The following is a 20,040-nucleotide window of genomic DNA, read 5'->3' as shown; positions in this document are numbered from 1 at the left end:
TCATGACCTCTCCCTGCCCACCGCTCGCGGATGCCGACTGGCCCGCCGAGATTCTCGATCTGCGCAAGGGTTTCGCCGGGGCGTTGAACGTCTATCGCACCATGGCGCATCACCCGGCCTTGCTGCGGGCCTGGGCGCCGCTGCGGCAGCATGTCGTCAAGGACAGCGCCCTGGAGGCGATTCGCTCGGAACTGGTGATCCTGCGTGCGGCCTACCGTATGGGTTCGGCCTATGAATGGACCCATCACGTCAGCCGCGCCCGTGCACTTGGCATGTCGGATGATCGCATCCTTGCCATGCGTGGCGCGCCGGAGGGCGAGGACGGATTGATCGCCCGTGCGGTTGACGCCTTGTTCGACCAGCGGCGTCTGCCCGAAGCGCTGGAGGCGGATCTGGCAGCAATATTAGGGCGCGACGGCGTATTTGACCTGATCGCAACCGTCGGCTTCTATTCGGTTCTAGGTTATCTCCTGATGACCTATGACACGCCGGTCGACGATGTCGTAACGGCAGAGCTGGCCGACCGTCCGTTATCGGATCCGATGACCTGAAACGGTTTCCCCCGCCGGGTTTCCTGCCGGTCTCTTTAAAATGTTCCCTTTTTGTTCTATGATGCAACATCAACTGCAAGGAAGTTGCAATCATGGGTGGATACAGGATTTCCGACTGGCCCCGGCACATCCTTTTCTTTGCCGCGGTTCCGCCGCCGCCTTTCATCAGGCATGTCCGGCAGATATGGCCGCTTGTCGGCACCGGCGACAGGCTGCGCGACAAGACGCTTCACATGACCATATTGCCGGTCATCGGGGATGACGAGGTGGACCCGGGACTGGTCCGCGCCTTGAGCGGAGCCCTTGCCGGGTTCAGCTTTCCGTCATTCGATATCACCTTCGACCGGATGATGACCTTCAGGGCAAAGAAAAAGCGGCCGATCGTGCTAAGAACGCCGGAAACGGATATCCTGGTTGATCAGCTTGCCCGGACGGTCGGCCGCGCCCTGACCGGGACATTCCCGAAATTCCCGAAACCGGGCAGGGTTACGCCTCATGTCACGCTTGCCTATGGCGCAGGCTTCGATGGGGAACGTCTTTTGCCCGCTCCTCTCGGGTGGCGCATTCGGGATATCGCTCTGATCGACAGCGTGCAGGGAGAAGGGCGGCATATCCATCTGGCAAGATGGCGTCTCGGCACCGGGGACTGACCGGGGCCGGGCTACGGATTGCCAATGATCCCGGTATCATCCCTGCCTGCTTCAAATGGCAGCCCGCCCGGCAAGGCTGGTCTAGATGCCGTTTCCGGTTTGGGCGCGCTCCACGATCCGGGTAAGGCGTTCGGTGACGTGATCGGGAAGGTCGTCCGGGATCTCTGCCGAAGAAACGGGTTGCTCACCCACTTGTACCAGCATCACCATGCCCATGGTGTAATGCGGAATGCATTTGATGCCATAAAAGCCGGGTTCCGTGAATTCGACCTCGATTTCCTCGTTGATCTGGCCTTTGAAGGGCTCCGCATTCTCCGGCAGCATTTCCGGCATCGAGGCGGCGTTATGAGACGGATGGGTCGCCAGGAATTTGATCCGGTCTCCGGACTTCAGTTCCAGATATTCGGGTTCGAATACCATGCCGCCGGTGTCATTCCGGTTCAGCATCCTGACTTCGAAAACGTCAGCAGCCGCAGGATGTGCAAGCAAGAGCGCGATGAATGTCAGAAAGCGCATGTGGTTTCCTTTCGGTTTAAGGGCAGAAAACGCATGATCCTCGACCCGTCCGAAGGGTCGGTCAGTTCGGTGATGCGAACGGCAAAGACCCTCTCCAGCAACTCGGGGGTGAGGATCCCGGCAGGAGGGCCAAGCGCGATCAGCCTGCCATGATGCATGACCCCCAACCGGTCGCAGATCATCGCCTGATTAAGATCGTGCAGCGCAATCACCGTTGTCAGCTTCAGGTCAGCGACCAGCTGCATGATCGAAAGCTGGTGGTGGATATCGAGATGGTTGGTCGGTTCGTCCAGCAGCATGACCTTGGGGCATTGGGCCAGCGCGCGGGCGATATGAACGCGCTGCCGCTCGCCTCCCGACAGGGTGATCCAGTCGCGGGTCTCGAACCCCTGCATGCCGACACGCGCCAGCGCATGCGCGACATGCCGGTCGTCCTCTTCGGACCAGGGGCGCAATGCGTCCAGCCAGGGCGTGCGGCCCAGCTCGACCGCATCGCGAACCGAAATCCGGTCCGAGGTCTCGGCCTGCTGCGCCACGAAAGCCAGCAGGCGGGCGATATCGCGCTGGCGCATTCGGTCCAGCGGTCTTCCGGCCAGTTCAAGATGGCCGGAAGATGGCTTCAACAGCCCCGCAAGCAACCGCAGCAGCGTGGATTTCCCCGAGCCGTTGGGACCGATCAGCCCCAGGACCTCACCCTTGGCGACGGTCAGGCTGGTCCCGTGCAATATCGCCTTGCCACCCGCGCGCCAACTCAGATCGGTGGCGCGGATCATCGCGATACGGTCCTTGCGCGGATCAGGATCACCGCGAAAACCGGCGCCCCGACAAGGGCGGTCACGACGCCGATGGGCAAGGTTTGCCCGGGGATCATGATCCGGGACATGATATCTGCGGCGATCAGGAAAACCATGCCGATCAGGGCCGAAGCGGGAACCAGCAGCGCATGGCGCACCCCGACCAGAAACCGCGCAGCATGGGGCACGACCAGCCCCACGAAGCCGATCGAGCCGGTGATCGACACCATGACCGCCGTCGCCATCGCCGAGACGACGATCAGCACCACCTGAACCTGCCTGACCGGAATCCCAAGCGAGGCCGCGGATTCCGCCCCGAAGGTAAAGGCGTCCAGCGCCCGCATATGCCAGAACGCGACGATCAGCAGCAGGATCGCTGCGGCAAGCGCCAGCCAGACATCGTCCCAGCGAATCCCGGACAGATTGCCCAGAAGCCAATACATGATTCCGCGGGCCTGTTCGGCATTGGCGGAGCGGGCGATCAGGAACGAGGTCATGGCGTTGAACAGTTGCGATCCGGCAATGCCCGCCAGAATGATCTGCCCGGCGCCGCGCAATCCCGTGCCGCCGCCTGCCATGCGTGCCAGAAGGGCGACAAGGCCAAAGGCCAGCAAAGCGCCGCCAAGCGCGCCTGCCGACATCGGCACGGCCGCCGCACCGATCCCGACGACCGCGATCAGAACCGCGCCGGTCGAAGCACCGGCGGAGATACCCAGCAGATAGGGGTCGGCCAGCGCGTTGCGCAGCAGCGATTGCAGGATCACCCCGCAAACCGCCAATGCGGTGCCGCATCCGCCGGCGACGAGGGCGCGGGGCAGCCTGTAGGACCAGATGATGCCCTCATCTATCGGGTCAAGGACATAGCCCGCATCCCAGAACCGGTTGGCCATCACCTGTAAAACCGTGCTGACCGGGATCCGCGTCTCGCCGATGCAAATCCCTGCCAGCAGTGCGGCGATCAGGATCAGGACAATCCAGATTCCGTGGAACGCCCGAAGGCCGCGACGCCGGGGCCGGGTTCCGATCAGGGCCAGAGTCATCGCGGCAAGGCCTCCATCGCCTCGGTCAGCGTTTCCAGACCATCGATGAGCCGGATCGAGGCATGCATGGCTTCGGCGTCGAGAATCACGATACGGTCCTCTTTCACCGCGGTCATCTGGCTGGTGACCGGATCGGATTTAAGGAATTCCAGCTTTTTCTCATGGTCGTCGGCGGGAAAACGGCGGCGATCCATACGGGCGATCACGATCACCGACGGATCGGCCCTGGCGATGCTTTCCCAGCCCACGGTCGGCCATTCCTCATCGGATTCGATCACGTTGCGCAGGCCCAGTGCGTCCAGCATCCATGCCGGAATGCCCTTGCGGCCGGCAACATAGGGATCGAGTTCGAGATCGGCGGAAGAGAACCAGACCACCGCCGAGGCATCAGGCAAATCGAGCGTCTCGGCACGTTTGACCGCATCAGCCTCGCGCGTCTTCAATTCGGCGACCAGTTCCGCGCCGCGATCCTGCCTGTCCATGATCGTGGCCATCTGGTCGATGCTTTTATAGACGGTAGCGATGTCGAATGGCGCAAGGCGCGTGCCATCCGCGCCGACAAGGTTGTCCTTGCCCTCGCAATCGGGCGGCATGACATAGGTGGGAATGCCCAGATTGGCAAATTGCTCACGCGTGCCGACGACGCCCTGCGGGCCGATCATCCATTCGAACATGGTGGGCACGAAACCCGGACGCTTGTTCACCACCGCCTCGAAGCTGGGCATATTGTCGGCGATCCGCTCGACCCCGGCATCGGCCTTGGCAAAACGTGGCAGAACCTCGTTGAACCACAGCGATGTGCCCGCCATGCGATCCTCGGCGCCCAGCGCGTAAAGAACCTCGGTTGCGGCCTGTCCGATCGAGACGACATTCTCGGGCGGCCCGTCGAACCGGATTTCGTGCCCGCAATTATCGATGGTCAGCGGATATTCGGTCGGCGCGGCGGATGCCGCAACTGCCATCAATATGCCCATCGCGGCGATCGAAACGGTAGTCAATTTCATGCTGATGTCCTTCCTGAACGTGAAGGACAGGGTGGGAAGGTCGCGTAAAACCAAGGCAAGACGGCGCTTCTGCCGGCAGGGACAGGTCGGCGGTCGGCTTCCGCCAGGAACTGCATCCAGTCATCGCTCCTCCTTCCGGGGCACCCCGCCCGGGTTGGTTGACGTGAAGATGGCAGGTCTCCTGACTCGCGGGTCGCCGCGTGTCCCGCCTTCCCGGCGCATCTGCGCCAGTGGCTGTCGGGCCACGCTCTCCGCTTACAGTTGCGGGGGCAGTCGCGGAATCGGCACCGTTTGGCAGCACCTCACCGCGTTCCCTTTTCACCCGGTCGGCCTAGCCTTCCCGGGAACCATCGCAAGTGGAATGCCCGAGACGGTGAAGGCAGTCAAGCGCCGTAACGGCTCCGGAGCCGCGAACGGGATCGGCGGAAAGCCGGTCTCATCCTTTGTTTGGCGTGTTGAGCCTTGATTTCCATCTGCTTTTCGGTGCGCCAAAGGGCTTCGCCCGCCATTGTGTGGCGTTCACTCATCGTAACTTCGCTTGACTTTGGGTCCGGTCCGTGGCTTGGCTTCTGCCATCGCTGGTTCCTGCCTTAGGGCAGGCGAAGAGGGAATGCGACAAGCCATCAGGCCCAAGCGCAGCCGCCCCCGCGACCGTGACCGGAGAGGTTGCCCACCGCCACTGGCGCAGATGCGCCGGGAAGGCAGGGCACCCGCCAGAGGCCAGTTCCTCTGACATCCGCAAGCCGGGAGACCTGCCAGCGTCGGTTCCGCAAGGGACCGCCATGAACTGTGCGACCGGGGTGTGTCGTCGTCCTGAACCTTTCTGGCCCAGCCAGAGAAGTCCGGCCGATCCATCCCGCCGCCCGAGAAACGATCAGGCCGGAGGGGCCGCGTGGCTGAGACATTCGAACTGGTGGTCTGTACCACCTGCCGTTTTCCGGGGGCCGATCCGCAGGCCACCCCCCTGACCCAACGCGACGGGCAACGCCTGTCGGATGCGCTGACGGCTGCCGGAATTGCGCATCGGCGGCAGGAATGCCTGTCCGCCTGCACGCACGGCTGTGCCGTGGTGCTGCGCGGAGCCGGACTCTGGACCTATGTGCAGGGCGGGCTGGATCCCGACAGAAACCTTGCCGATCTGATCGAGATGTATCGCGCCTATGGCGCAACGGATGACGGGATCGTGCCGTGGCGCGAACGCCCCGAAATCATCCGCAAGAACACCATTGCCCGCATCCCCCCATTCGAGGTCTGATCATGTCTCTGGAAAAAACCCCCGTCACCGTCATCACCGGCTTTCTCGGCGCCGGCAAGACCACGCTGATACGACAATTGCTGCGCAACCCGGATGGGCGGCGTCTTGCGGTTCTGGTGAATGAATTCGGCGATGTCGGCGTCGATGGCGATCTGATCCGCGAATGCGCCGATGCGAACTGCCCCGAGGCGAATATCCTCGAACTGACCAATGGCTGCATCTGCTGTACCGTCGCCGACGAATTCATCCCTTCGATCGAGCGACTGATGGCGATGGAGCCGCGCCCGGACCATATCGTCATCGAGACCTCGGGGCTGGCGCTTCCCAAGCCGTTGCTCAAGGCGTTCGACTGGCCCGATCTGCGCTCGCGCATCACCATTGACGGGGTGATCACGGTGGCCGATGCCGAGGCGGTGGCGCTGGGCCGTTTCGCCCCCGATCCGGCGCGGCCCGGCAATACCGATGCGGGCGACGGCACGGATGCCGATCACGAAACGCCATTGTCCGAAGTGTTCGAGGATCAGATTGCCTGTGCCGATCTGGTGTTGCTGTCCAAACCCGATCTTGCCGGCGAGGAGGGCGTGGCAAAGGCGCGCGCGATTATCGCGGCCGAGGCACCGCGCCCCCTGCCGGTCCTGGTGCTGGCGGAAGGCGCGATCGACGCCCGTGTGGTGCTGGGTCTGGGCGCTGCGGCCGAGGACAGCCTTGACGCGCGGCCCTCGCATCATGACGGTTTCGAGGATCACGACCATGACGATTTCGATACGATCGTGGTCGACCTGCCCGAACAGAGCGACCCCGAGGCGCTGGCAGCAAGGATCGAGGCGCTGGCAAACGCCCGGAACATCCTGCGCGTCAAGGGACATGTCGCGGTCGAAGGCAAGCCGATGCGCCTGCTGGTGCAGGCCGTCGGCCCCCGCGTCCGTCATCAGTTCGACCGTCCGTGGGGCAGCCAGACCCGGCAAAGCCGGCTGGTCGTGATCGCCGAAAAGGGCGATATCGACCGCAGCGCCGTCGAGCGGGCGCTGGCCTGAAATGCACGTCCTGTTCCGGGAAAGCCATGGGCTGGAGGAAAGCGCGGCGCCCCGCGATCTCGGGCAGACGCCCGCGGATCTGGTGGTGCTGTCCTTTTCCGACAGCGATCTGGGGGCTTTCGCGGCTGGATGGCGGCGCGGGCGCGAATCCCTGCCATCGCTGCGACTGGTGAATCTGTCGGCGCTGGTCCATCCCCTGTCGGTCGATACCTATATCGAGCGCACGCTGTCCGGTGCGAAAGCGATCCTGATCCGGCTGATCGGCGGCATGTCATGGTGGTCCTACGGCGTCGAGCAGGTCTCTCGCCTCGCCCGGCAGAACGGGATCGCGCTGGCCTTTCTGCCCGGCGACGGGCGCACTGATCAGGCGCTTGACCGGGCCTCGACCATTCCACCCTCTATCCTGCGCAGGCTGGGCAGGCTGTGCGATACCGGGGGCGAGATCGCGGCGCAGGGCGCGCTGGCGCAGCTTGCGCTGGCCGCGGGCCTGCCCGCCGATCCGGTGCCGGGACCGGAAACGCTGCCCGCCTTCGGTTTCTGGTATCCTCAGGCCGGGATCATGCCAGCCGCGCCGGATCGCCGATCGCTTGTCATTATCCCCTTTTACCGCGCCTGGCTTGCAGCGGCGGATACCGGCGGCATCCGCGCGTTGATCGAGGCGTTCGAGGATGCGGGTTTCGACGCTTGCGGGCTGTTCGTCCCAAGCCTCAAGGATGAAGGGGCCGCCGGCTGGCTGCGCCGGGTCCTGCCCGGGCTTGCCCCGGCCGCCATCGTCAACGCCACCGCATTCTCGGCCAGATCGGACAGCGGATCGCCACTCGATCTGGCCGGAGTGCCGGTCTTTCAGGTGATCCATGCAACCAGTGACCGTCAGGCATGGGCCGATTCCGACCGTGGGCTTTCGCCGTCGGATCTGGCGATGCATATCGCGATGCCCGAGGTTGACGGGCGGATTTCAGCGGGCGTGATTTCGTTCAAGGACAGCGCGGCCCATGATCCCGATCTGCAATTCGCCTGCCCCCGCCACAGCGCCGATCCGGTGCAGGTTGCGGCCACGGTGGCGCGGGTGGCAGCATGGCACCGGCTGGCGGTAATCCCGGCGGCGGAAAAACGGGTTGGGCTGATCCTGTCCACATATCCCGGCAAGGCGCATCGGATGGCCCATGCGGTCGGGCTGGATGCCATCGCTTCGGCCGGGGCGATGCTGTCCGATCTGGCGGGTGCGGGCTATACGGTCGCCGATGGCCAGCCGCTTGAACAGGCGCTGGCAACCGGGCATATCCTCTGGCCGCTTGACGATTACCGCAAGGCACTTGCCCGGCTGCCGCGATCCCTGCGCGAAGCGCTGCAAAAAGCGCATGGCCGTCCCGAAGATGATCCGGCCCTGACCGCCGCCGGTTTCGCCTTCGCCGCCACCCGTCGTGGCAATGCCCTGATCGCGCTTCAGCCCGAGCGCAGCCGTGATCCCGATCGCGAAGGCGAATATCACGATGTCACGCGCGTACCATGCCATGCCTATGTCGCCTTCTATCTGTGGCTTCAGACGCAGGTGGATGCACTGATCCATATCGGAGCGCATGGGACGCTGGAATGGCTGCCGGGCAAGGCGGCGGCGCTGTCGCCCGATTGCTGGCCGCAGGTGCTGACCGGGGCGCTGCCGGTGATCTATCCCTTCATCGTCAACGATCCGGGCGAGGCGGCACAGGCCCGCCGCCGCCTTGGCGCGGTGACGCTTGGCCATCTGCCGCCGCCTCTGGCGCAGGCGGGAACTCCGGTGCAGTTCACGCGGCTGGAACGGCTGCTTGACGAATATTCCATGGCCGACGGTCTGGACGCGCCGCGTCAGAAACGGCTGATTTCTGTGATCAGAGAGGCCGCGCAGGCAGCAGGGGTCGAGGATGATCTGGGCATTCCCGGCAATGCCAGCGCCGCCGAAGCGATTCCGCTGATCGACCGGTTTGTCTGCGACGTGAAGGATTCGCAATTCGGCGAGGGGCTGCATATCTGGGGGCGCGGCACGCCCGGGACTGGCGGGCTGACGGGAGAAGCCGCCTCGATCGCGGCGGAAAGCGCCGGTCTGATCGCGGCACTGGCAGGCCGGTGGATCGAGGCGGGGCCATCGGGCTCGCCTTACCGGGGCCGGGTTGATGTGCTGCCAACCGGGCGCAATCTCTATGGCACGGACCCTCGTGCCGTGCCGTCTCGCGCGGCTTACACGCAGGGGATCAGGCTGGCCGAAGAATTGCTGCGACGGCATTTGCAGGATCAGGGCGATTATCCGCAGGGGCTGGTCGTGAACCTCTGGGGTTCGGCGACGATGCGCACGGCGGGGGAAGAATTCGCCATGGCGCTGCATCTGGCCGGAATTTCGCCGCAATGGGATGAACAATCAGGCCGGGTCATCGGCTTCGAGGTCATCCCGCTGACATTGCTCGACCGGCCCCGGATCGACGTGACGCTGCGTATCTCGGGCCTGTTCCGCGATGTGTTCCCCGATCTCGCGCGGCTGTTCGAGGCCGCGACCGATGCGCTTGCGGCGCGGGATGAGGCTGCCGACATGAATCCCTATGTCGCGGCCCCGCCCGGTCCGCGCGTTTTCGCGCCCCCGCCTGCAAGCTACGGGCTGGGCATGTCCATGGCACAGTTCACCCCAGAGGCGCGGCAGCGGGCGGGCGAGGCATGGCTGGCAGCATCAGCCCATTCCGCCGATGGGCTCCCCGCCCGCGCGGTGCTGGAAACGCGGCTGAAACGCGCCGATGCATTTGTGCATATGCAGGATCTGCCGGAAACCGATCTGCTGCTGGCCGAGGATTACGCCACGCATGAGGCGGGCTTTGCCGCCGCTCTGGTCAATCTGGGCGGGGTGGCGTCGCTTTATCATCTGGACGCCACCCGGCCCGAAGCCCTGCGTGCCCGGACTCTGGCCGAGGAAATCGCCCGCGTCACCCGCGCCCGCGCCGCCAATCCGCGCTGGATCCGCTCGATGATGCGGCATAGTTTCCGGGGCGGGGCGGAAATCGCCGCGACGCTGGATCACATGGCCGCTTTCGCGCATCTGGCCGGAGTCGTGCCTCCGCATCTTTTCGATCTGTATCATGGCGCGACCCTTGGCGACCCGAAAGTCGTGGCATTCCTGCGCGACCGGAACCCGCAGGCGCTGGCCGCGATGCAGGCATGTTTCGCCGCGCTGGCCGAATCCGGCCTGTGGCACAGCCGGTCGAACAGTCTGACGGCGGGTATGGGATGAGCGGAACCGTCAAGGGCTGGTGTCCCGGCGCGTTGACGCCGATGCCCGCGGGCGACGGGCTGATCCTGCGGATCAGGCCCCATGTCTCGCGGCTGATGCCCGATCAAATCCGGCTGATCGCTGATCTGGCGATGCAGTATGGCGACGGAGCGGTAACACTGACCAGCCGCGCGAATCTGCAACTTCGGGCGGTATCCGCAAAGAATCTGGCGGCGGTTCAGGCCGCGCTGCGGCGGCAGGGGCTGATCGATGGCGATACCGATCTGGAACGCCGGCGCAACCTGCTGACGACGCCGATCTGGAGGGCGGATGACGATACCCTGCCGTTGGCTGGGGAGCTGACCCGGCGATTGCGCGAGCTTCCTGTCCTGCCCGCGAAATTCGGCTTTGCCATCGATACTGGACCGGCTGCGATCCTTGGCGCCGCCCCGGCCGATATCCGCATCGAGCGCGGCCCGCACGGGTTGATCCTGCGTGCCGACGGGATGGCGCGGGGCGAATATGTGACAGCGGCCAACGCGATCACCCGCGCCATCGAGCTTGCCCATTGGTTCGCCGCAAGGGCGGGTGAAGCGACCCGCATGGCGCGGCTGGTGAGCGCTGGCGAAACCCCTGAACTTCGCGCGGATGACGCGCCGCTGACCGTCGCGCCGTTACGACCGGGCGGCAGATACCGCGCCGTCGCCTTCGGGCGTCTCAATGCCGGAACCTTTCGCGATCTTGCCGCTGCGCCGGTCCGCCTGACGCCTTGGCGGGGCGTGCTGGCCGAGGGTGACGCCGCCTTGCCCGTTCATGACGACCTGATCGGGGATCCCGGCGACCCCCGCCTGCGTATCGCCGCCTGTATCGGCAAGCCCCGCTGCCCTTCGGCCAGCGTCGGGACATTCGCGCTGGCCAACCGCCTTGCGCCGCATCTTCCGGCGGGCAGAACCCTGCATGTTTCCGGCTGCGCCAAGGGTTGCGCGCATCCCGGCCCCGCCGATCTGACCCTGACCGGGCGCGACGGGCGGTTTGATCTGATCCTGAACGGCGCGCCTGCGGATCACCCGGCGCGGCGCGGATTTCACCCGGACGACCTTCCCGGCATATTGAGTGACCTGCATGCCTCACAGCTATGAAACCGATGGCGCCTCGATCTATCGCGCCTCATTCGCAACCATCCGCGCCGAGGCGGATCTTGCCCGCTTCACGCCCGAGGAAGAACCCGTCGCCGTTCGCATGATCCATGCCAGCGGCATGGTCGAACTGGCCCCGCGGATCCGGTTTGCCCCCGGCTTCGCCATCCGCGCGCGAGAGGCGTTGATGCGCGGCGCGCCAATCCTCTGCGATGCGCGCATGGTCAGCGAAGGGATCACCCGCGCCCGTTTGCCCGCCTCGAACCCGGTCATCTGCACGCTCCGCGCGCCAGAGGTTCCGGGGCTGGCCGCCGAACTGGACACTACCCGCTCGGCTGCCGCTCTGGAACTGTGGCGCCCGTATCTGCAAGGCGCCGTGGTCGCCATCGGCAACGCCCCGACCGCATTGTTTCATCTGCTGAACATGCTTGAGGATCCCGCCTGTCCCCGCCCCGCCGCAATCATCGGTTGCCCCGTAGGTTTCATCGGCGCGGCGGAATCAAAGGCGGCGCTGGCTGCTGACAATCCGGTGCCGTGGTGTATCGTCAGCGGAAGGCCGGGTGGATCGGCCATGACGGTGGCTGCCGTCAATGCGTTGGCGGGCCCTGCGGAATGAGCGGGGGGAAGATCGTCTGCATCGGCCTTGGCCCCGGCGACCCGGATCTGATGAGCCTGCGCGCGCATCGCCATCTGACGAATGCCGCGACGGTGGCCTATTTCCGCAAGCCGGGCCGCATGGGGCAGGCCCGCCGCATTGTCGAGGGGCTGCTGCCCGGGGATGTGGCGGAACTGGCGATGGAATATCCGGTGACGACCGAAATCCCGGTCAGCGATCCCGCCTATAACGCCATGCTCAGGGGTTTTTACGACGAATGGGCCGGGCGGCTTGTGAATGCCGCACAGCATGGCGATGTGGTCGTTCTGTGTGAGGGCGATCCGTTCTTTTTCGGCTCGTTCATGCATCTGCACGCCCGCCTGCCAGCGGAATTGGTCGAGGTGGTGCCGGGCATTCCGGGCATGGCCGGGTGCTGGACCGCGACGGGGCGGCCGATCACATGGGGCGACGATATCCTGACCATCCTTCCTGCCACCCTGCCCGAAGCAGAGCTTGCGCGCCGCATTGCCGATACCGATGCGCTGGTGGTGATGAAGATTGGCCGCAACCTGCCGCGCCTGCGCAGAGCCATCGCGGCGGCGGGGCGGCTGGCCGAGGCATGGCTGGTCGAACATGGCACCATGCCTGCCGAACGTGTCTGCCCGCTGGCCGAGGTTCAGGGGCCGGTGCCCTATTTCTCGATCGTTCTGATCCATGGACAGGGGCGCAGACCATGAGCGGCTGGCTGGTCATTGCTGGGCTTGGTCCGGGCGCCGAAGGGATGGTGACGCGCGAGGTGCAGGCGGCATTGCGCGACGCGACCGATGTGATCGGTTATGCGGCCTATGTCGCCCGGATCCCGGCGCGTGACGGGCTGGTGCTGCATGGCTCCGACAACCGGGTGGAACTCGATCGCGCCGCGCTGGCCCTGCGGCTTGCGGCGGAAGGGCGGCGGGTTGTCGTCATATCCTCGGGCGATCCGGGGGTATTCGCCATGGCCTCGGCGGTTTTCGAGGCGATGGAGGCCGGTCCGGCCGAATGGCAGGCGCTGGATATGAGCGTATTGCCGGGAATAACGGCGATGCTGGCTGCTGCGGCGGCGGCGGGTGCGCCGCTTGGGCATGATTTCTGCGCGATCAACCTGTCGGACAATCTCAAACCCTTCGATCTGATCCTGCATCGGGTGCGGCTTGCGGTGCAGGGTGACTTCGCGATGGCTTTCTACAATCCGCGTTCAAACAGCCGTCCGCATCAGTTCGGACAGGTTCTGGATCTGCTGCGGCAAAGCTGTGGCGCCGATCGTCTGATCACCTTCGCGCGTGCGGTATCGACCCCGGAACAACAGATCCGCACAGTAACGCTGGCCGAGGCCAGCCCCGAAATGGCGGATATGCGGACGATGGTGCTGGTCGGATCGTCGCTGACGCGCCGGATCGGGCGGTTTGTCTATACGCCGAGATCGGCATGACACCAGTTCAGCACCTCTTCGAGCCGCGAGGTGACCGGGCAATCCGGCATCTTGGGGCGGGCAATCATCAGAACCGGGATGCGCAGGGCGCGGGCCGCGATCAGCTTTGCTTCGGCCCCGGTGCCGCCGGCGTTCTTGGCGACGAGCAGGTCGATCCGGTGGCGCGTCAGCAATGCCTGATCCCCGGCCAGGTCGAAGGGACCGCGCGCGATCACCACATGATGGTCGGGCAGCGGCGGCGGGCTGGCCGGGGGATCAACCAGACGCAGCAGGTAATGATGCTGGGGCTGGCGCGCGAAAGCCGCAAGGTTCTGGCGGCCAATCGCCAGAAAGACCCGCCGCCCGGGCCCGGCAAGTGCCTGTGCAGCGGCGGCGATATCGGCGGTTTCGGTCCAGTCATCGCCCGGACCGGGTTGCCATTCGGGCCGCTGAAAGACCAGCAGCGGCAGGCCGGTCAGGGCGCTGGCCGTGACGGCGTTGCGGCTGATCTGCGCGGCAAAGGGATGGGTTGCATCCACGATCCGCGAAATCCGGTTCGCCCGCAGCCAATCCGCCAATCCCCCGGCCCCTCCGAAACCGCCGATACGGATGGGCACGGGCTGGATGCGCGGCGCTTCGGTGCGTCCGGCATAGGACAGGATGGCGGGCAGGCCGCGTTCAGCCATTGCTGCGGCAAGCCGGCTGGCCTCGGTCGTGCCGCCAAGGATAAGGGTCGTCATGGCTGAGTGGCTCTCGATCATCGGTATCGGCGAAGATGGCGTCAACGGGCTGTCGATGACAAGCCTCAATGCGCTGCGACTGGCCGAAGCCGTCTTTGGCGGTCCCCGTCATCTGGCGATGATTGCCCATCCCGACCGGCGCGAATGGCCGGTGCCGTTCTCGATCGAGCCGGTTCTGGCGATGCGGGGCAGGCCGGTCGCTGTGCTGACATCGGGCGATCCTTTCTGGTATGGAGCGGGCGGGGCGCTGGCGCAGGTGCTGGCGCGGGATGAATGGCGCGCCTATCCGGGGATTTCAGTCTTTTCGCTGATAGCCGCCCGCATGGGCTGGCGGATCGAAGAGACGTTGTGCCTTGGGCTTCATGCCGCGCCGATCCCGCGTCTGCGGCAGGAACTGGTGCCGGGGCGGCGGGCCATCCTGACTCTGCGCGACGGGGCGGCGGTGCAGCAACTGGCCGCGTGGCTGAGCGCCGAGGGTTTCGGTGACAGCATCCTGACGGTGATGGAATATCTGGGCGGCCCGCGCGAACGGATCCGCGAGGCCAGCGCCGATGGGCTGGATTTCGACGATATCGGCGATCTGGTTGCTGTCGCCCTGTCGGTCCGGGGCGGCGGCAGGGTTATACCCTGTGCGCCGGGCTTGCCGGATGACTGTTTTGCCCATGACGGCCAGATTACCAAGCGCCCGGTGCGGGCTCTGGCCCTGTCGGCGCTGGCGCCGCGGCCCGGAGAACTTCTGTGGGATATCGGCGCGGGGGCCGGTTCTGTCGGAATCGAATGGCTGCTGTCCCATCCTTCGACGCGCTGCATCGGGATCGAACGCGATCCTGCCCGGGCGCAACGGGCGGCGGGGAATGCGGCACGGCTGGGAATGGATCGGCTGGAAATCCGGCAGGGCAGCGCCATGGAGCTGCTGCCCGATCTGCCCGATCCCGATGCCATATTCATCGGCGGCGGAGCAGATGACCCCCTGATGGGCGCATTGTGGCAGCGCCTGCCTGCGGGCTGCCGGATCGTCGCGCATGCCGTGACGCTGGAGACCGAGGCGCTGCTGACCGCATGGCAGGCGGCGAAAGGCGGCAGCCTGCTGCGCATCGATCTGTCCGAAGCCGCGCCGATCGGTGGCAGGCGCGGCTGGAAATCATCCTATCCCGTTACGCAATGGAGGGTCCTGCGATGAAGATCGCCGGTATCGGGTTTCGAAGCGGTGCCACAATCGGCTCGGTCCTTGATGCGATGGAACGTGCCGGGGCAACCGGTCTGCGCCGCCTTGCCGTGCCTGCGGCGAAACGGGACGATCCGCTGATTTCAGAACTGATCGCGCAGGGGTTCGAGGTGACGCCGATCCCATGCGAAACGCTGGCCCGTATCGCCACGCCGACGCAAAGCCGGATTTCATTGCATGTCTACGGCACCGGCAGCGTCGCCGAAGCCTGTGCGCTGGCGGCGGGCGCGAACAGCCGGCTGCTGGTCGTGCGGGTCGTCTCGGCCGACCGGATGGCGACGGCGGCCCTTGCCGAAACAGGAGAGAATTCATGACCGTGCATTTCATCGGTGCGGGGCCGGGGGCGCCCGATCTGCTGACGCTGCGTGCGCGCGACCTGATCGCTGCCTCGCCGGTCTGTCTTTACGCGGGATCCCTGATTCCCCGGGCGGTGCTGGCCCATTGCCCGGAAGGGGCGCGGATCGTGAATACCGCGCCGCTGGATCTGGACGCGATCATGGCCGAGATCGCGGCGGCCCATGAACAGGGACTCGACGTGGCGCGGCTGCATTCCGGCGATCTGTCGGTCTGGTCGGCAATGGGCGAGCAGTTGCGGCGCCTGCGCATGGCGGGGATCGCCTATACGGTGACGCCGGGCGTTCCCTCTTTTGCCGCTGCGGCCGCCGCGCTGGGGGTGGAACTGACGCTGCCCGGCCTCGCGCAAAGCGTGGTGCTGACCCGGACACCCGGCCGCGCCTCGCCCATGCCCGGGGGGGAAAGCCTTGCCGCCTTTGCCGCAACCGGAGCGACGCTGGCGCTTCACTTGTCCATTCACCGATTGGCCGAGACGGTGGCGGAACTGCTGCCGCATTACGGCACGGATTGTCCGGTGGCTGTCGTCTGGCGCGCAAGCTGGCCCGATCAGCGGATCATTCGCGGCACATTGGCCGATATCGAGGCTCAGGTCGGCGGCACGATAGAGCGGACGGCACTGATCCTTGTCGGCCCGGTACTGGCGCAGGAGGGGTTTGACGAAAGCCGTCTTTATGCCGCCGATTACGACCGCCGCTTTCGTGCGGGCCGGGCCGATGCGGTGAAACCGTGACGGCGGGGCTGATCGTCTCGGCCCCGCGCTCGGGCACCGGCAAAACCACGGTCATGCTGGGGCTGCTGCGTTGTCTGACCGAAGAGGGTGTGCCGGTGCAGCCCTATAAATGCGGCCCGGACTATATCGACCCGGCCTTTCACCGCGCGGCCTGCGGACGGGATTCGTTCAATCTGGACAGCTGGGCGATGACGCAAGGGATACTGGCGACGCAACTGGCGCGCAGCGGCGGGGTTGCATTGGCCGAAGGCTCGATGGGGCTTTTCGACGGCGTTGCCCGCGCCGGCGAAAGCGGCAACGGGGCAAGCGCGGATATCGCCGCTCTGACCGGCTGGCCGGTGGTGCTGGTGCTGGATGTGTCGGGGCAGGCGCAGACGGCGGCGGCGATGGCGCTTGGCATGGCGCGGTTTCGCGACGATGTGCATATCGCGGGCGTCATCCTGAACCGTGTCGCCTCGCCCCGTCACGAACGGCTGTGCCGCCTTGCCTTCGACGAACAGGGGATCCCCGTCTTCGGCGCCTTGCCACGACGAGGCGACCTGACCCTGCCCGAGCGGCATCTGGGACTGGTGCAGGCTGCCGAACATCCGGATCTGGACCGGGCTATCGCCGGATATGCCGGTTTTCTGCGCGGGCATATCGATTTGGATGCCATCCGCGCGGCAGCAAAGGGCAGGCCGGTTCCCTTGTCGGAACATCTGCTTCCCCCGCCCGGGCAGCGGATCGCGCTGGCGCAGGATGATGCGTTTTCCTTCGTCTATCCTCATATTCTGGACGGCTGGAGACGACAGGGCGCGGAAATTCTGCCTTTCTCTCCGCTTGCCGATCAGGCGCCGGCAAAGGATGCCGATATCTGCTGGCTGCCGGGCGGCTATCCCGAACTTCACGCCGGCCGGATCTCGGGCGCGCGCGGGTTTATGGACGGGTTGCGCAGCTTTGCGACGGATCGCCCGGTGCATGGCGAATGCGGCGGCTATATGGTGCTGGGCAGCGCATTGACCGATGGCGAAGGCGTGATCCATCCTATGGCGGGGCTGCTGGGGCTGGTCACCAGTTATGAGAAGCGCCGGATGCATCTGGGCTACCGTCTGGCGCGATTGACCGCCCCGATGCCCGGGCATGAGGCGGGCGCAAGACTGCGCGGGCACGAGTTCCATTATTCGACCATCCAGTCGCAACCCGATCGGCCGCTGGCCGCTGTGGTGGACGCGGACGGAACGGCGGTTCCCGAAACCGGATCGCGGCGGGGCAATGTCACCGGCACTTTCTTCCATCTGATCGCCGGAGCGGAGCGGGCGGCATGACCTGTATCTTCGTCTGCTCCGAATGCCCGGATGGCGCGCGCCGGCTGTCGATGATCGCCGGGGCCATAGCCGGTGAGGAATGCGGGATCCGCGCGTCGGCCTGTCTGTCGGGCTGCCGCAGCGGCGGTTCGGTCGCGGTGCGGGCGCCGGGGCGCATGGCATGGCTGTTCGGCCCGGTAGAGGAAGGGGATCTTGACGATCTGCGCCGTTTTCTCGGGCTTTACCGGGCGGATCCGAAGGGCGTGATCCACGATGCCCGCCCGCTGACACGGCTGCGGTTCAAGGTGCTGGCGCGGATTCCCGCCGCTTGACCCGAGCGGGTGCAGGTGCCACTGTGCCGGGGCGCATGGTGCAGCCCGAAAGCTGCATGGGAACAGGGAGGATGGCATCATCCGAACCCGACCGCCCCCGCGACTGTGAGCAGAGAGCCGACCCGAAAGTCCACTGTGGCCGCATGGCCATGGGAAGGCGGGACAGGCCGCGACCTGCGAGTCAGGAGACCGACCCTGCGTGAAACGCAATCCGCCGTCGGGGTCGACGGCAAGGAGGTTAACATGACCACAATTTCCCGCGCGTCAGGCGCGGTTTCCACCTCTGTCCGGGACATTCTCATCGTGATATGTATCGGCGCGGCGCTGGTTTTTACGGCGGGCCTTGCCCAGTCCGAAACCCTTCACGATGCCGCGCATGATGTCCGCCACGCCACCGGCTTTCCCTGCCACTGACATGCTTGCACGACTTTTGACCAGCGCATTGATCGCTGGTGCTGCTGCGGGGCTGATTGCCGCCCTGATGCAGCTTGTCTTCGTTCAGCCCGTGCTGCTGCATGCCGAGCTTTACGAAGGCGGCGAGCTGACCCATTTCGCCGCCGAGGGTGGTCACGACCATGATCACGGCCATGGGGCGGTGACGGATGCCGCGCCTTCCGGGGATCACGCGGTACCGCCGGAAACCGGCGGGATAGACCCGGCGCGGGACGGGCTGTCGGTGCTGTTCTCGATCCTCGTCTATGCCGGCTATGCGCTGCTGCTGACCGGCGCGATCGCCTTGGCCGAGAACCGGGGGCACCGGGTGACGCCGCGCGAGGGGCTGCTATGGGGGCTGGCCGGTTTCATCGCCGTGCAGCTTGCGCCGGCCTTCGGACTTGCGCCCGAACTGCCGGGCATGGCCGCGGCGGATATCACGCAGCGCGAAATCTGGTGGCTGGTCACGGTGCTTCTGTCAGCGGGGGCCTTGTGGTTGATTGCCTTCGGCAGAAACTGGGCTGCCTGGGGGGTGGCCATCGTCATGGCGGCGCTGCCCCATCTTATCGGTGCGCCTCACCCGGTCGAGCTGACCGGCCCGACACCGCCCGAACTGGCCGCGCAATTCGCCGGGCGCGCGCTTGGCGTGGGGCTGGTGGTCTGGGTGCTGCTGGGGCTGTTCACGGCCTCGCTATGGTCCCGCGCCCGCGGCTGATCCTTGCCCCGGCATCCCGGTGCCGGGGCCTCGCCGCAACAGATAGATATCCATGATCCAGCCATGCCGCGCCCGCGCCACCTTCCGTGCCGCGACGATCCCCGGCCCGGTTTCGGCCAGCGGGCCGGCATCCACGATCTGCTGCGGCATGCCCAGATAAGCCCCCCACCAGATCGAGATCCCGTCCGGTTTCAGCGTCTGAAAACTGCATTCCCCGTCCAGCATGACCAGCAGCGTATCCACGCCATCCGGCCAGCCATGATCCCGCAACCGGCGTCCGGTCGTGACCAGAAACGGCGCCCCAAGCTGGTTCATGGGAACGCCATGCGCCGCCGTAAGCGCCTGCGGCGACATGATCCCCGGCACGACATGGACGGACAGATCGACATGCCGCGCCAGCCGTTCGGCGATACGCAGCGAGCTGTCGTAAAGCGCCGGATCGCCCCAGATCAGCAGCGCGACCTTCATGGCCTGCGGATGCCTGCCGATGGCCGCTCGCCAGCTTTCGGCAATGGCATCATGCCAATCGGCGACGCCGTTCAGATAATCCCCCTCGGCGGCTCTGACAGGCAGATCGAATTCGGACAGGATCGTCCGGGGATTGGTCAGCATTTCGGCACAGATCGCGCGCCGCAGATCGGCAAGATCGGCCTTCTCTTCGCCCTTGCGTGGGATCAGGATCAGATCGGCGCCGTTGATCGCCTTGACGGCCTGAAGCGTCAGGTGATCGGGATTGCCGGTTCCGATGCCGATCAACCACAGTTCCATATCATCTCCGCTCAATGATCCCGCCGGATCTTTAAGGGTCCCTGCGCCGAAATCAATGAATTGATGACGTCCGGTTTCCACGGTACCGAATCTTCCCGCGGCTAACGCGTGCCGCGCTGAATCGGAAACGCCGGTTATTTGCGTCCCGCGATGGCCGGGGGACAACCCCCGGACCCCCGAGGTATTTGGACAAAGAAGAAGCAGAAGGCGAGA

The 20,040-nt window shown here is 65.7% G+C and carries 22 protein-coding genes and 3 riboswitches; of the genes, 16 read left to right on the top strand and 6 right to left on the bottom strand.

What is annotated here, in order from left to right; all coding sequences use genetic code 11:
- The first annotated feature begins 2 nt into the window (after nt 1-2).
- On the top strand, nt 3-551 hold the full coding sequence (locus D3P04_RS09060; RefSeq protein ID WP_119748037.1) for a carboxymuconolactone decarboxylase family protein: 549 nt from the start codon (nt 3-5) through the stop codon (nt 549-551).
- Between the two features lie 92 nt (nt 552-643).
- Nucleotides 644-1,201, top strand: coding sequence for a 2'-5' RNA ligase family protein (locus tag D3P04_RS09055; protein ID WP_119748035.1), 558 nt, complete (start codon nt 644-646; stop codon nt 1,199-1,201).
- Nucleotides 1,202-1,282: 81 nt separating this feature from the next.
- On the opposite strand, the gene D3P04_RS09050 is transcribed toward D3P04_RS09055, so the two are convergent.
- Genes D3P04_RS09050 through D3P04_RS09035 form a run of 4 tightly spaced genes read right to left on the bottom strand, consistent with a single transcriptional unit; the run spans nt 1,283 to nt 4,555 of the window.
- Nucleotides 1,283-1,717, bottom strand: coding sequence for a pseudoazurin (locus D3P04_RS09050; RefSeq protein ID WP_119748033.1), 435 nt, complete (start codon nt 1,715-1,717; stop codon nt 1,283-1,285).
- Entirely contained in the window at nt 1,705-2,490 is a 786-nt protein-coding gene (locus D3P04_RS09045) for an ABC transporter ATP-binding protein (RefSeq protein ID WP_119748031.1), read from the bottom strand. The genes D3P04_RS09050 and D3P04_RS09045 overlap by 13 nt, the downstream gene beginning before the upstream one ends.
- On the bottom strand, nt 2,487-3,551 hold the full coding sequence (locus tag D3P04_RS09040) for a FecCD family ABC transporter permease (RefSeq protein ID WP_119748029.1): 1,065 nt from the start codon (nt 3,549-3,551) through the stop codon (nt 2,487-2,489). The genes D3P04_RS09045 and D3P04_RS09040 overlap by 4 nt, the downstream gene beginning before the upstream one ends.
- Nucleotides 3,548-4,555, bottom strand: coding sequence for an ABC transporter substrate-binding protein (locus D3P04_RS09035; RefSeq protein WP_119748027.1), 1,008 nt, complete (start codon nt 4,553-4,555; stop codon nt 3,548-3,550). Before D3P04_RS09035 ends, D3P04_RS09040 begins: the two co-directional genes overlap by 4 nt.
- Nucleotides 4,556-4,709: 154 nt before the next feature.
- Nucleotides 4,710-4,921, bottom strand: a riboswitch (cobalamin riboswitch).
- Between the two features lie 196 nt (nt 4,922-5,117).
- Nucleotides 5,118-5,329: riboswitch (cobalamin riboswitch) on the top strand.
- Between the two features lie 118 nt (nt 5,330-5,447).
- On the opposite strand from D3P04_RS09035, the gene D3P04_RS09030 reads away from it, so the two are divergent.
- From D3P04_RS09030 to cobJ, 7 genes are read left to right on the top strand one after another with little or no spacing between them, the layout of a single operon-like run.
- Entirely contained in the window at nt 5,448-5,810 is a 363-nt protein-coding gene (locus D3P04_RS09030; RefSeq protein WP_119748025.1) for a DUF1636 family protein, read from the top strand.
- Nucleotides 5,810-6,844, top strand: a complete 1,035-nt coding sequence (gene cobW, locus D3P04_RS09025) for a cobalamin biosynthesis protein CobW (RefSeq protein ID WP_182912796.1) — start codon at nt 5,810-5,812, stop codon at nt 6,842-6,844. The genes D3P04_RS09030 and cobW overlap by 1 nt, the downstream gene beginning before the upstream one ends.
- Before the next feature lies 1 nt (nt 6,845).
- A complete protein-coding gene (gene cobN / locus D3P04_RS09020) occupies nt 6,846-10,091 on the top strand; it encodes a cobaltochelatase subunit CobN (RefSeq protein WP_119748021.1) in 3,246 nt (1,081 codons plus the stop codon).
- Nucleotides 10,088-11,209, top strand: coding sequence for a hypothetical protein (locus D3P04_RS09015; protein ID WP_182912792.1), 1,122 nt, complete (start codon nt 10,088-10,090; stop codon nt 11,207-11,209). Before cobN ends, D3P04_RS09015 begins: the two co-directional genes overlap by 4 nt.
- The gene (locus D3P04_RS09010; RefSeq protein WP_119748017.1) at nt 11,193-11,822 is read left to right on the top strand and encodes a precorrin-8X methylmutase; all 630 of its coding nucleotides are present in this window, start codon (nt 11,193-11,195) and stop codon (nt 11,820-11,822) included. The genes D3P04_RS09015 and D3P04_RS09010 overlap by 17 nt, the downstream gene beginning before the upstream one ends.
- Nucleotides 11,819-12,538 carry a precorrin-2 C(20)-methyltransferase gene (gene cobI / locus D3P04_RS09005; RefSeq protein WP_119748015.1) on the top strand — a complete coding sequence of 240 codons (720 nt, stop codon included), beginning with the start codon at nt 11,819-11,821 and terminating at the stop codon, nt 12,536-12,538. Before D3P04_RS09010 ends, cobI begins: the two co-directional genes overlap by 4 nt.
- On the top strand, nt 12,535-13,269 hold the full coding sequence (cobJ, locus tag D3P04_RS09000; protein WP_119748014.1) for a precorrin-3B C(17)-methyltransferase: 735 nt from the start codon (nt 12,535-12,537) through the stop codon (nt 13,267-13,269). Before cobI ends, cobJ begins: the two co-directional genes overlap by 4 nt.
- Here the strand turns inward: cobJ and D3P04_RS08995 are convergent.
- Complete coding sequence (locus tag D3P04_RS08995; RefSeq protein WP_119748012.1) at nt 13,248-13,988, bottom strand: cobalt-precorrin-6A reductase; 741 nt, start codon at nt 13,986-13,988, stop codon at nt 13,248-13,250. The two genes, cobJ and D3P04_RS08995, sit on opposite strands and share 22 nt — an antisense overlap.
- Here D3P04_RS08995 and cbiE point away from each other — a divergent pair.
- The 7 genes from cbiE to D3P04_RS08960 all read left to right on the top strand — a co-directional run bounded on the left by cbiE (nt 13,987) and on the right by D3P04_RS08960 (nt 19,059).
- The gene (gene cbiE, locus D3P04_RS08990) at nt 13,987-15,168 is read left to right on the top strand and encodes a precorrin-6y C5,15-methyltransferase (decarboxylating) subunit CbiE (RefSeq protein ID WP_119748010.1); all 1,182 of its coding nucleotides are present in this window, start codon (nt 13,987-13,989) and stop codon (nt 15,166-15,168) included. The genes D3P04_RS08995 and cbiE overlap by 2 nt on opposite strands.
- Nucleotides 15,165-15,527, top strand: a complete 363-nt coding sequence (locus D3P04_RS08985; protein ID WP_119748215.1) for a cobalamin biosynthesis protein — start codon at nt 15,165-15,167, stop codon at nt 15,525-15,527. Before cbiE ends, D3P04_RS08985 begins: the two co-directional genes overlap by 4 nt.
- Nucleotides 15,524-16,297 (top strand): precorrin-4 C(11)-methyltransferase, encoded by a 774-nt coding sequence (gene cobM / locus D3P04_RS08980; RefSeq protein WP_119748008.1) that lies wholly within the window; start codon nt 15,524-15,526, stop codon nt 16,295-16,297. Before D3P04_RS08985 ends, cobM begins: the two co-directional genes overlap by 4 nt.
- Nucleotides 16,294-17,601 (top strand): cobyrinate a,c-diamide synthase, encoded by a 1,308-nt coding sequence (locus tag D3P04_RS08975; RefSeq protein WP_119748006.1) that lies wholly within the window; start codon nt 16,294-16,296, stop codon nt 17,599-17,601. The genes cobM and D3P04_RS08975 overlap by 4 nt, the downstream gene beginning before the upstream one ends.
- Nucleotides 17,598-17,912: a DUF1636 family protein gene (locus D3P04_RS08970; RefSeq protein ID WP_119748004.1), complete on the top strand. Its 315-nt coding sequence runs from the start codon at nt 17,598-17,600 to the stop codon at nt 17,910-17,912. The genes D3P04_RS08975 and D3P04_RS08970 overlap by 4 nt, the downstream gene beginning before the upstream one ends.
- Before the next feature lie 19 nt (nt 17,913-17,931).
- Nucleotides 17,932-18,124, top strand: a riboswitch (cobalamin riboswitch).
- 31 nt (nt 18,125-18,155) lie between these two features.
- Nucleotides 18,156-18,326, top strand: a complete 171-nt coding sequence (locus D3P04_RS08965) for a CbtB domain-containing protein (RefSeq protein WP_119748213.1) — start codon at nt 18,156-18,158, stop codon at nt 18,324-18,326.
- Between the two features lies 1 nt (nt 18,327).
- A complete protein-coding gene (locus tag D3P04_RS08960) occupies nt 18,328-19,059 on the top strand; it encodes a CbtA family protein (RefSeq protein WP_119748002.1) in 732 nt (243 codons plus the stop codon).
- Here D3P04_RS08960 and cobF read toward each other — a convergent pair.
- Entirely contained in the window at nt 19,036-19,827 is a 792-nt protein-coding gene (cobF, locus tag D3P04_RS08955) for a precorrin-6A synthase (deacetylating) (protein WP_119748211.1), read from the bottom strand. The two genes, D3P04_RS08960 and cobF, sit on opposite strands and share 24 nt — an antisense overlap.
- Between the last annotated feature and the right edge of the window lie 213 nt (nt 19,828-20,040).

This window comes from Paracoccus onubensis (assembly GCF_003591515.1).
In the GTDB taxonomy this organism is placed as follows: Bacteria; Pseudomonadota; Alphaproteobacteria; order Rhodobacterales; family Rhodobacteraceae; genus Paracoccus; species Paracoccus onubensis.
The sequence above is the reverse complement of the archived record's forward strand: the minus strand, read 5'-3'. Positions and strand labels throughout refer to the sequence as shown.

Excerpts from the sequence above, each read along its gene's own strand:
- D3P04_RS08970 (WP_119748004.1), top strand. The coding sequence starts at position 17,598 with ATGACCTGTATCTTCGTCTGCTCCGAATGCCCGGATGGCGCGCGCCGG.
- D3P04_RS09010 (WP_119748017.1), top strand. The coding sequence starts at position 11,193 with ATGCCTCACAGCTATGAAACCGATGGCGCCTCGATCTATCGCGCCTCA.
- D3P04_RS08985 (WP_119748215.1), top strand. The coding sequence starts at position 15,165 with ATGAAGATCGCCGGTATCGGGTTTCGAAGCGGTGCCACAATCGGCTCG.
- cobN (WP_119748021.1), top strand. The coding sequence starts at position 6,846 with ATGCACGTCCTGTTCCGGGAAAGCCATGGGCTGGAGGAAAGCGCGGCG.
- cbiE (WP_119748010.1), top strand. The coding sequence starts at position 13,987 with ATGGCTGAGTGGCTCTCGATCATCGGTATCGGCGAAGATGGCGTCAAC.
- D3P04_RS08960 (WP_119748002.1), top strand. The coding sequence starts at position 18,328 with ATGCTTGCACGACTTTTGACCAGCGCATTGATCGCTGGTGCTGCTGCG.
- D3P04_RS09045 (WP_119748031.1), bottom strand. The coding sequence starts at position 2,490 with ATGATCCGCGCCACCGATCTGAGTTGGCGCGCGGGTGGCAAGGCGATA.
- cobF (WP_119748211.1), bottom strand. The coding sequence starts at position 19,827 with ATGGAACTGTGGTTGATCGGCATCGGAACCGGCAATCCCGATCACCTG.
- D3P04_RS09040 (WP_119748029.1), bottom strand. The coding sequence starts at position 3,551 with ATGACTCTGGCCCTGATCGGAACCCGGCCCCGGCGTCGCGGCCTTCGG.
- D3P04_RS08995 (WP_119748012.1), bottom strand. The coding sequence starts at position 13,988 with ATGACGACCCTTATCCTTGGCGGCACGACCGAGGCCAGCCGGCTTGCC.
- D3P04_RS08965 (WP_119748213.1), top strand. The coding sequence starts at position 18,156 with ATGACCACAATTTCCCGCGCGTCAGGCGCGGTTTCCACCTCTGTCCGG.
- D3P04_RS09050 (WP_119748033.1), bottom strand. The coding sequence starts at position 1,717 with ATGCGCTTTCTGACATTCATCGCGCTCTTGCTTGCACATCCTGCGGCT.
- D3P04_RS09055 (WP_119748035.1), top strand. The coding sequence starts at position 644 with ATGGGTGGATACAGGATTTCCGACTGGCCCCGGCACATCCTTTTCTTT.
- cobJ (WP_119748014.1), top strand. The coding sequence starts at position 12,535 with ATGAGCGGCTGGCTGGTCATTGCTGGGCTTGGTCCGGGCGCCGAAGGG.
- D3P04_RS09015 (WP_182912792.1), top strand. The coding sequence starts at position 10,088 with ATGAGCGGAACCGTCAAGGGCTGGTGTCCCGGCGCGTTGACGCCGATG.
- cobM (WP_119748008.1), top strand. The coding sequence starts at position 15,524 with ATGACCGTGCATTTCATCGGTGCGGGGCCGGGGGCGCCCGATCTGCTG.
- cobI (WP_119748015.1), top strand. The coding sequence starts at position 11,819 with ATGAGCGGGGGGAAGATCGTCTGCATCGGCCTTGGCCCCGGCGACCCG.
- D3P04_RS09035 (WP_119748027.1), bottom strand. The coding sequence starts at position 4,555 with ATGAAATTGACTACCGTTTCGATCGCCGCGATGGGCATATTGATGGCA.
- D3P04_RS09060 (WP_119748037.1), top strand. The coding sequence starts at position 3 with ATGACCTCTCCCTGCCCACCGCTCGCGGATGCCGACTGGCCCGCCGAG.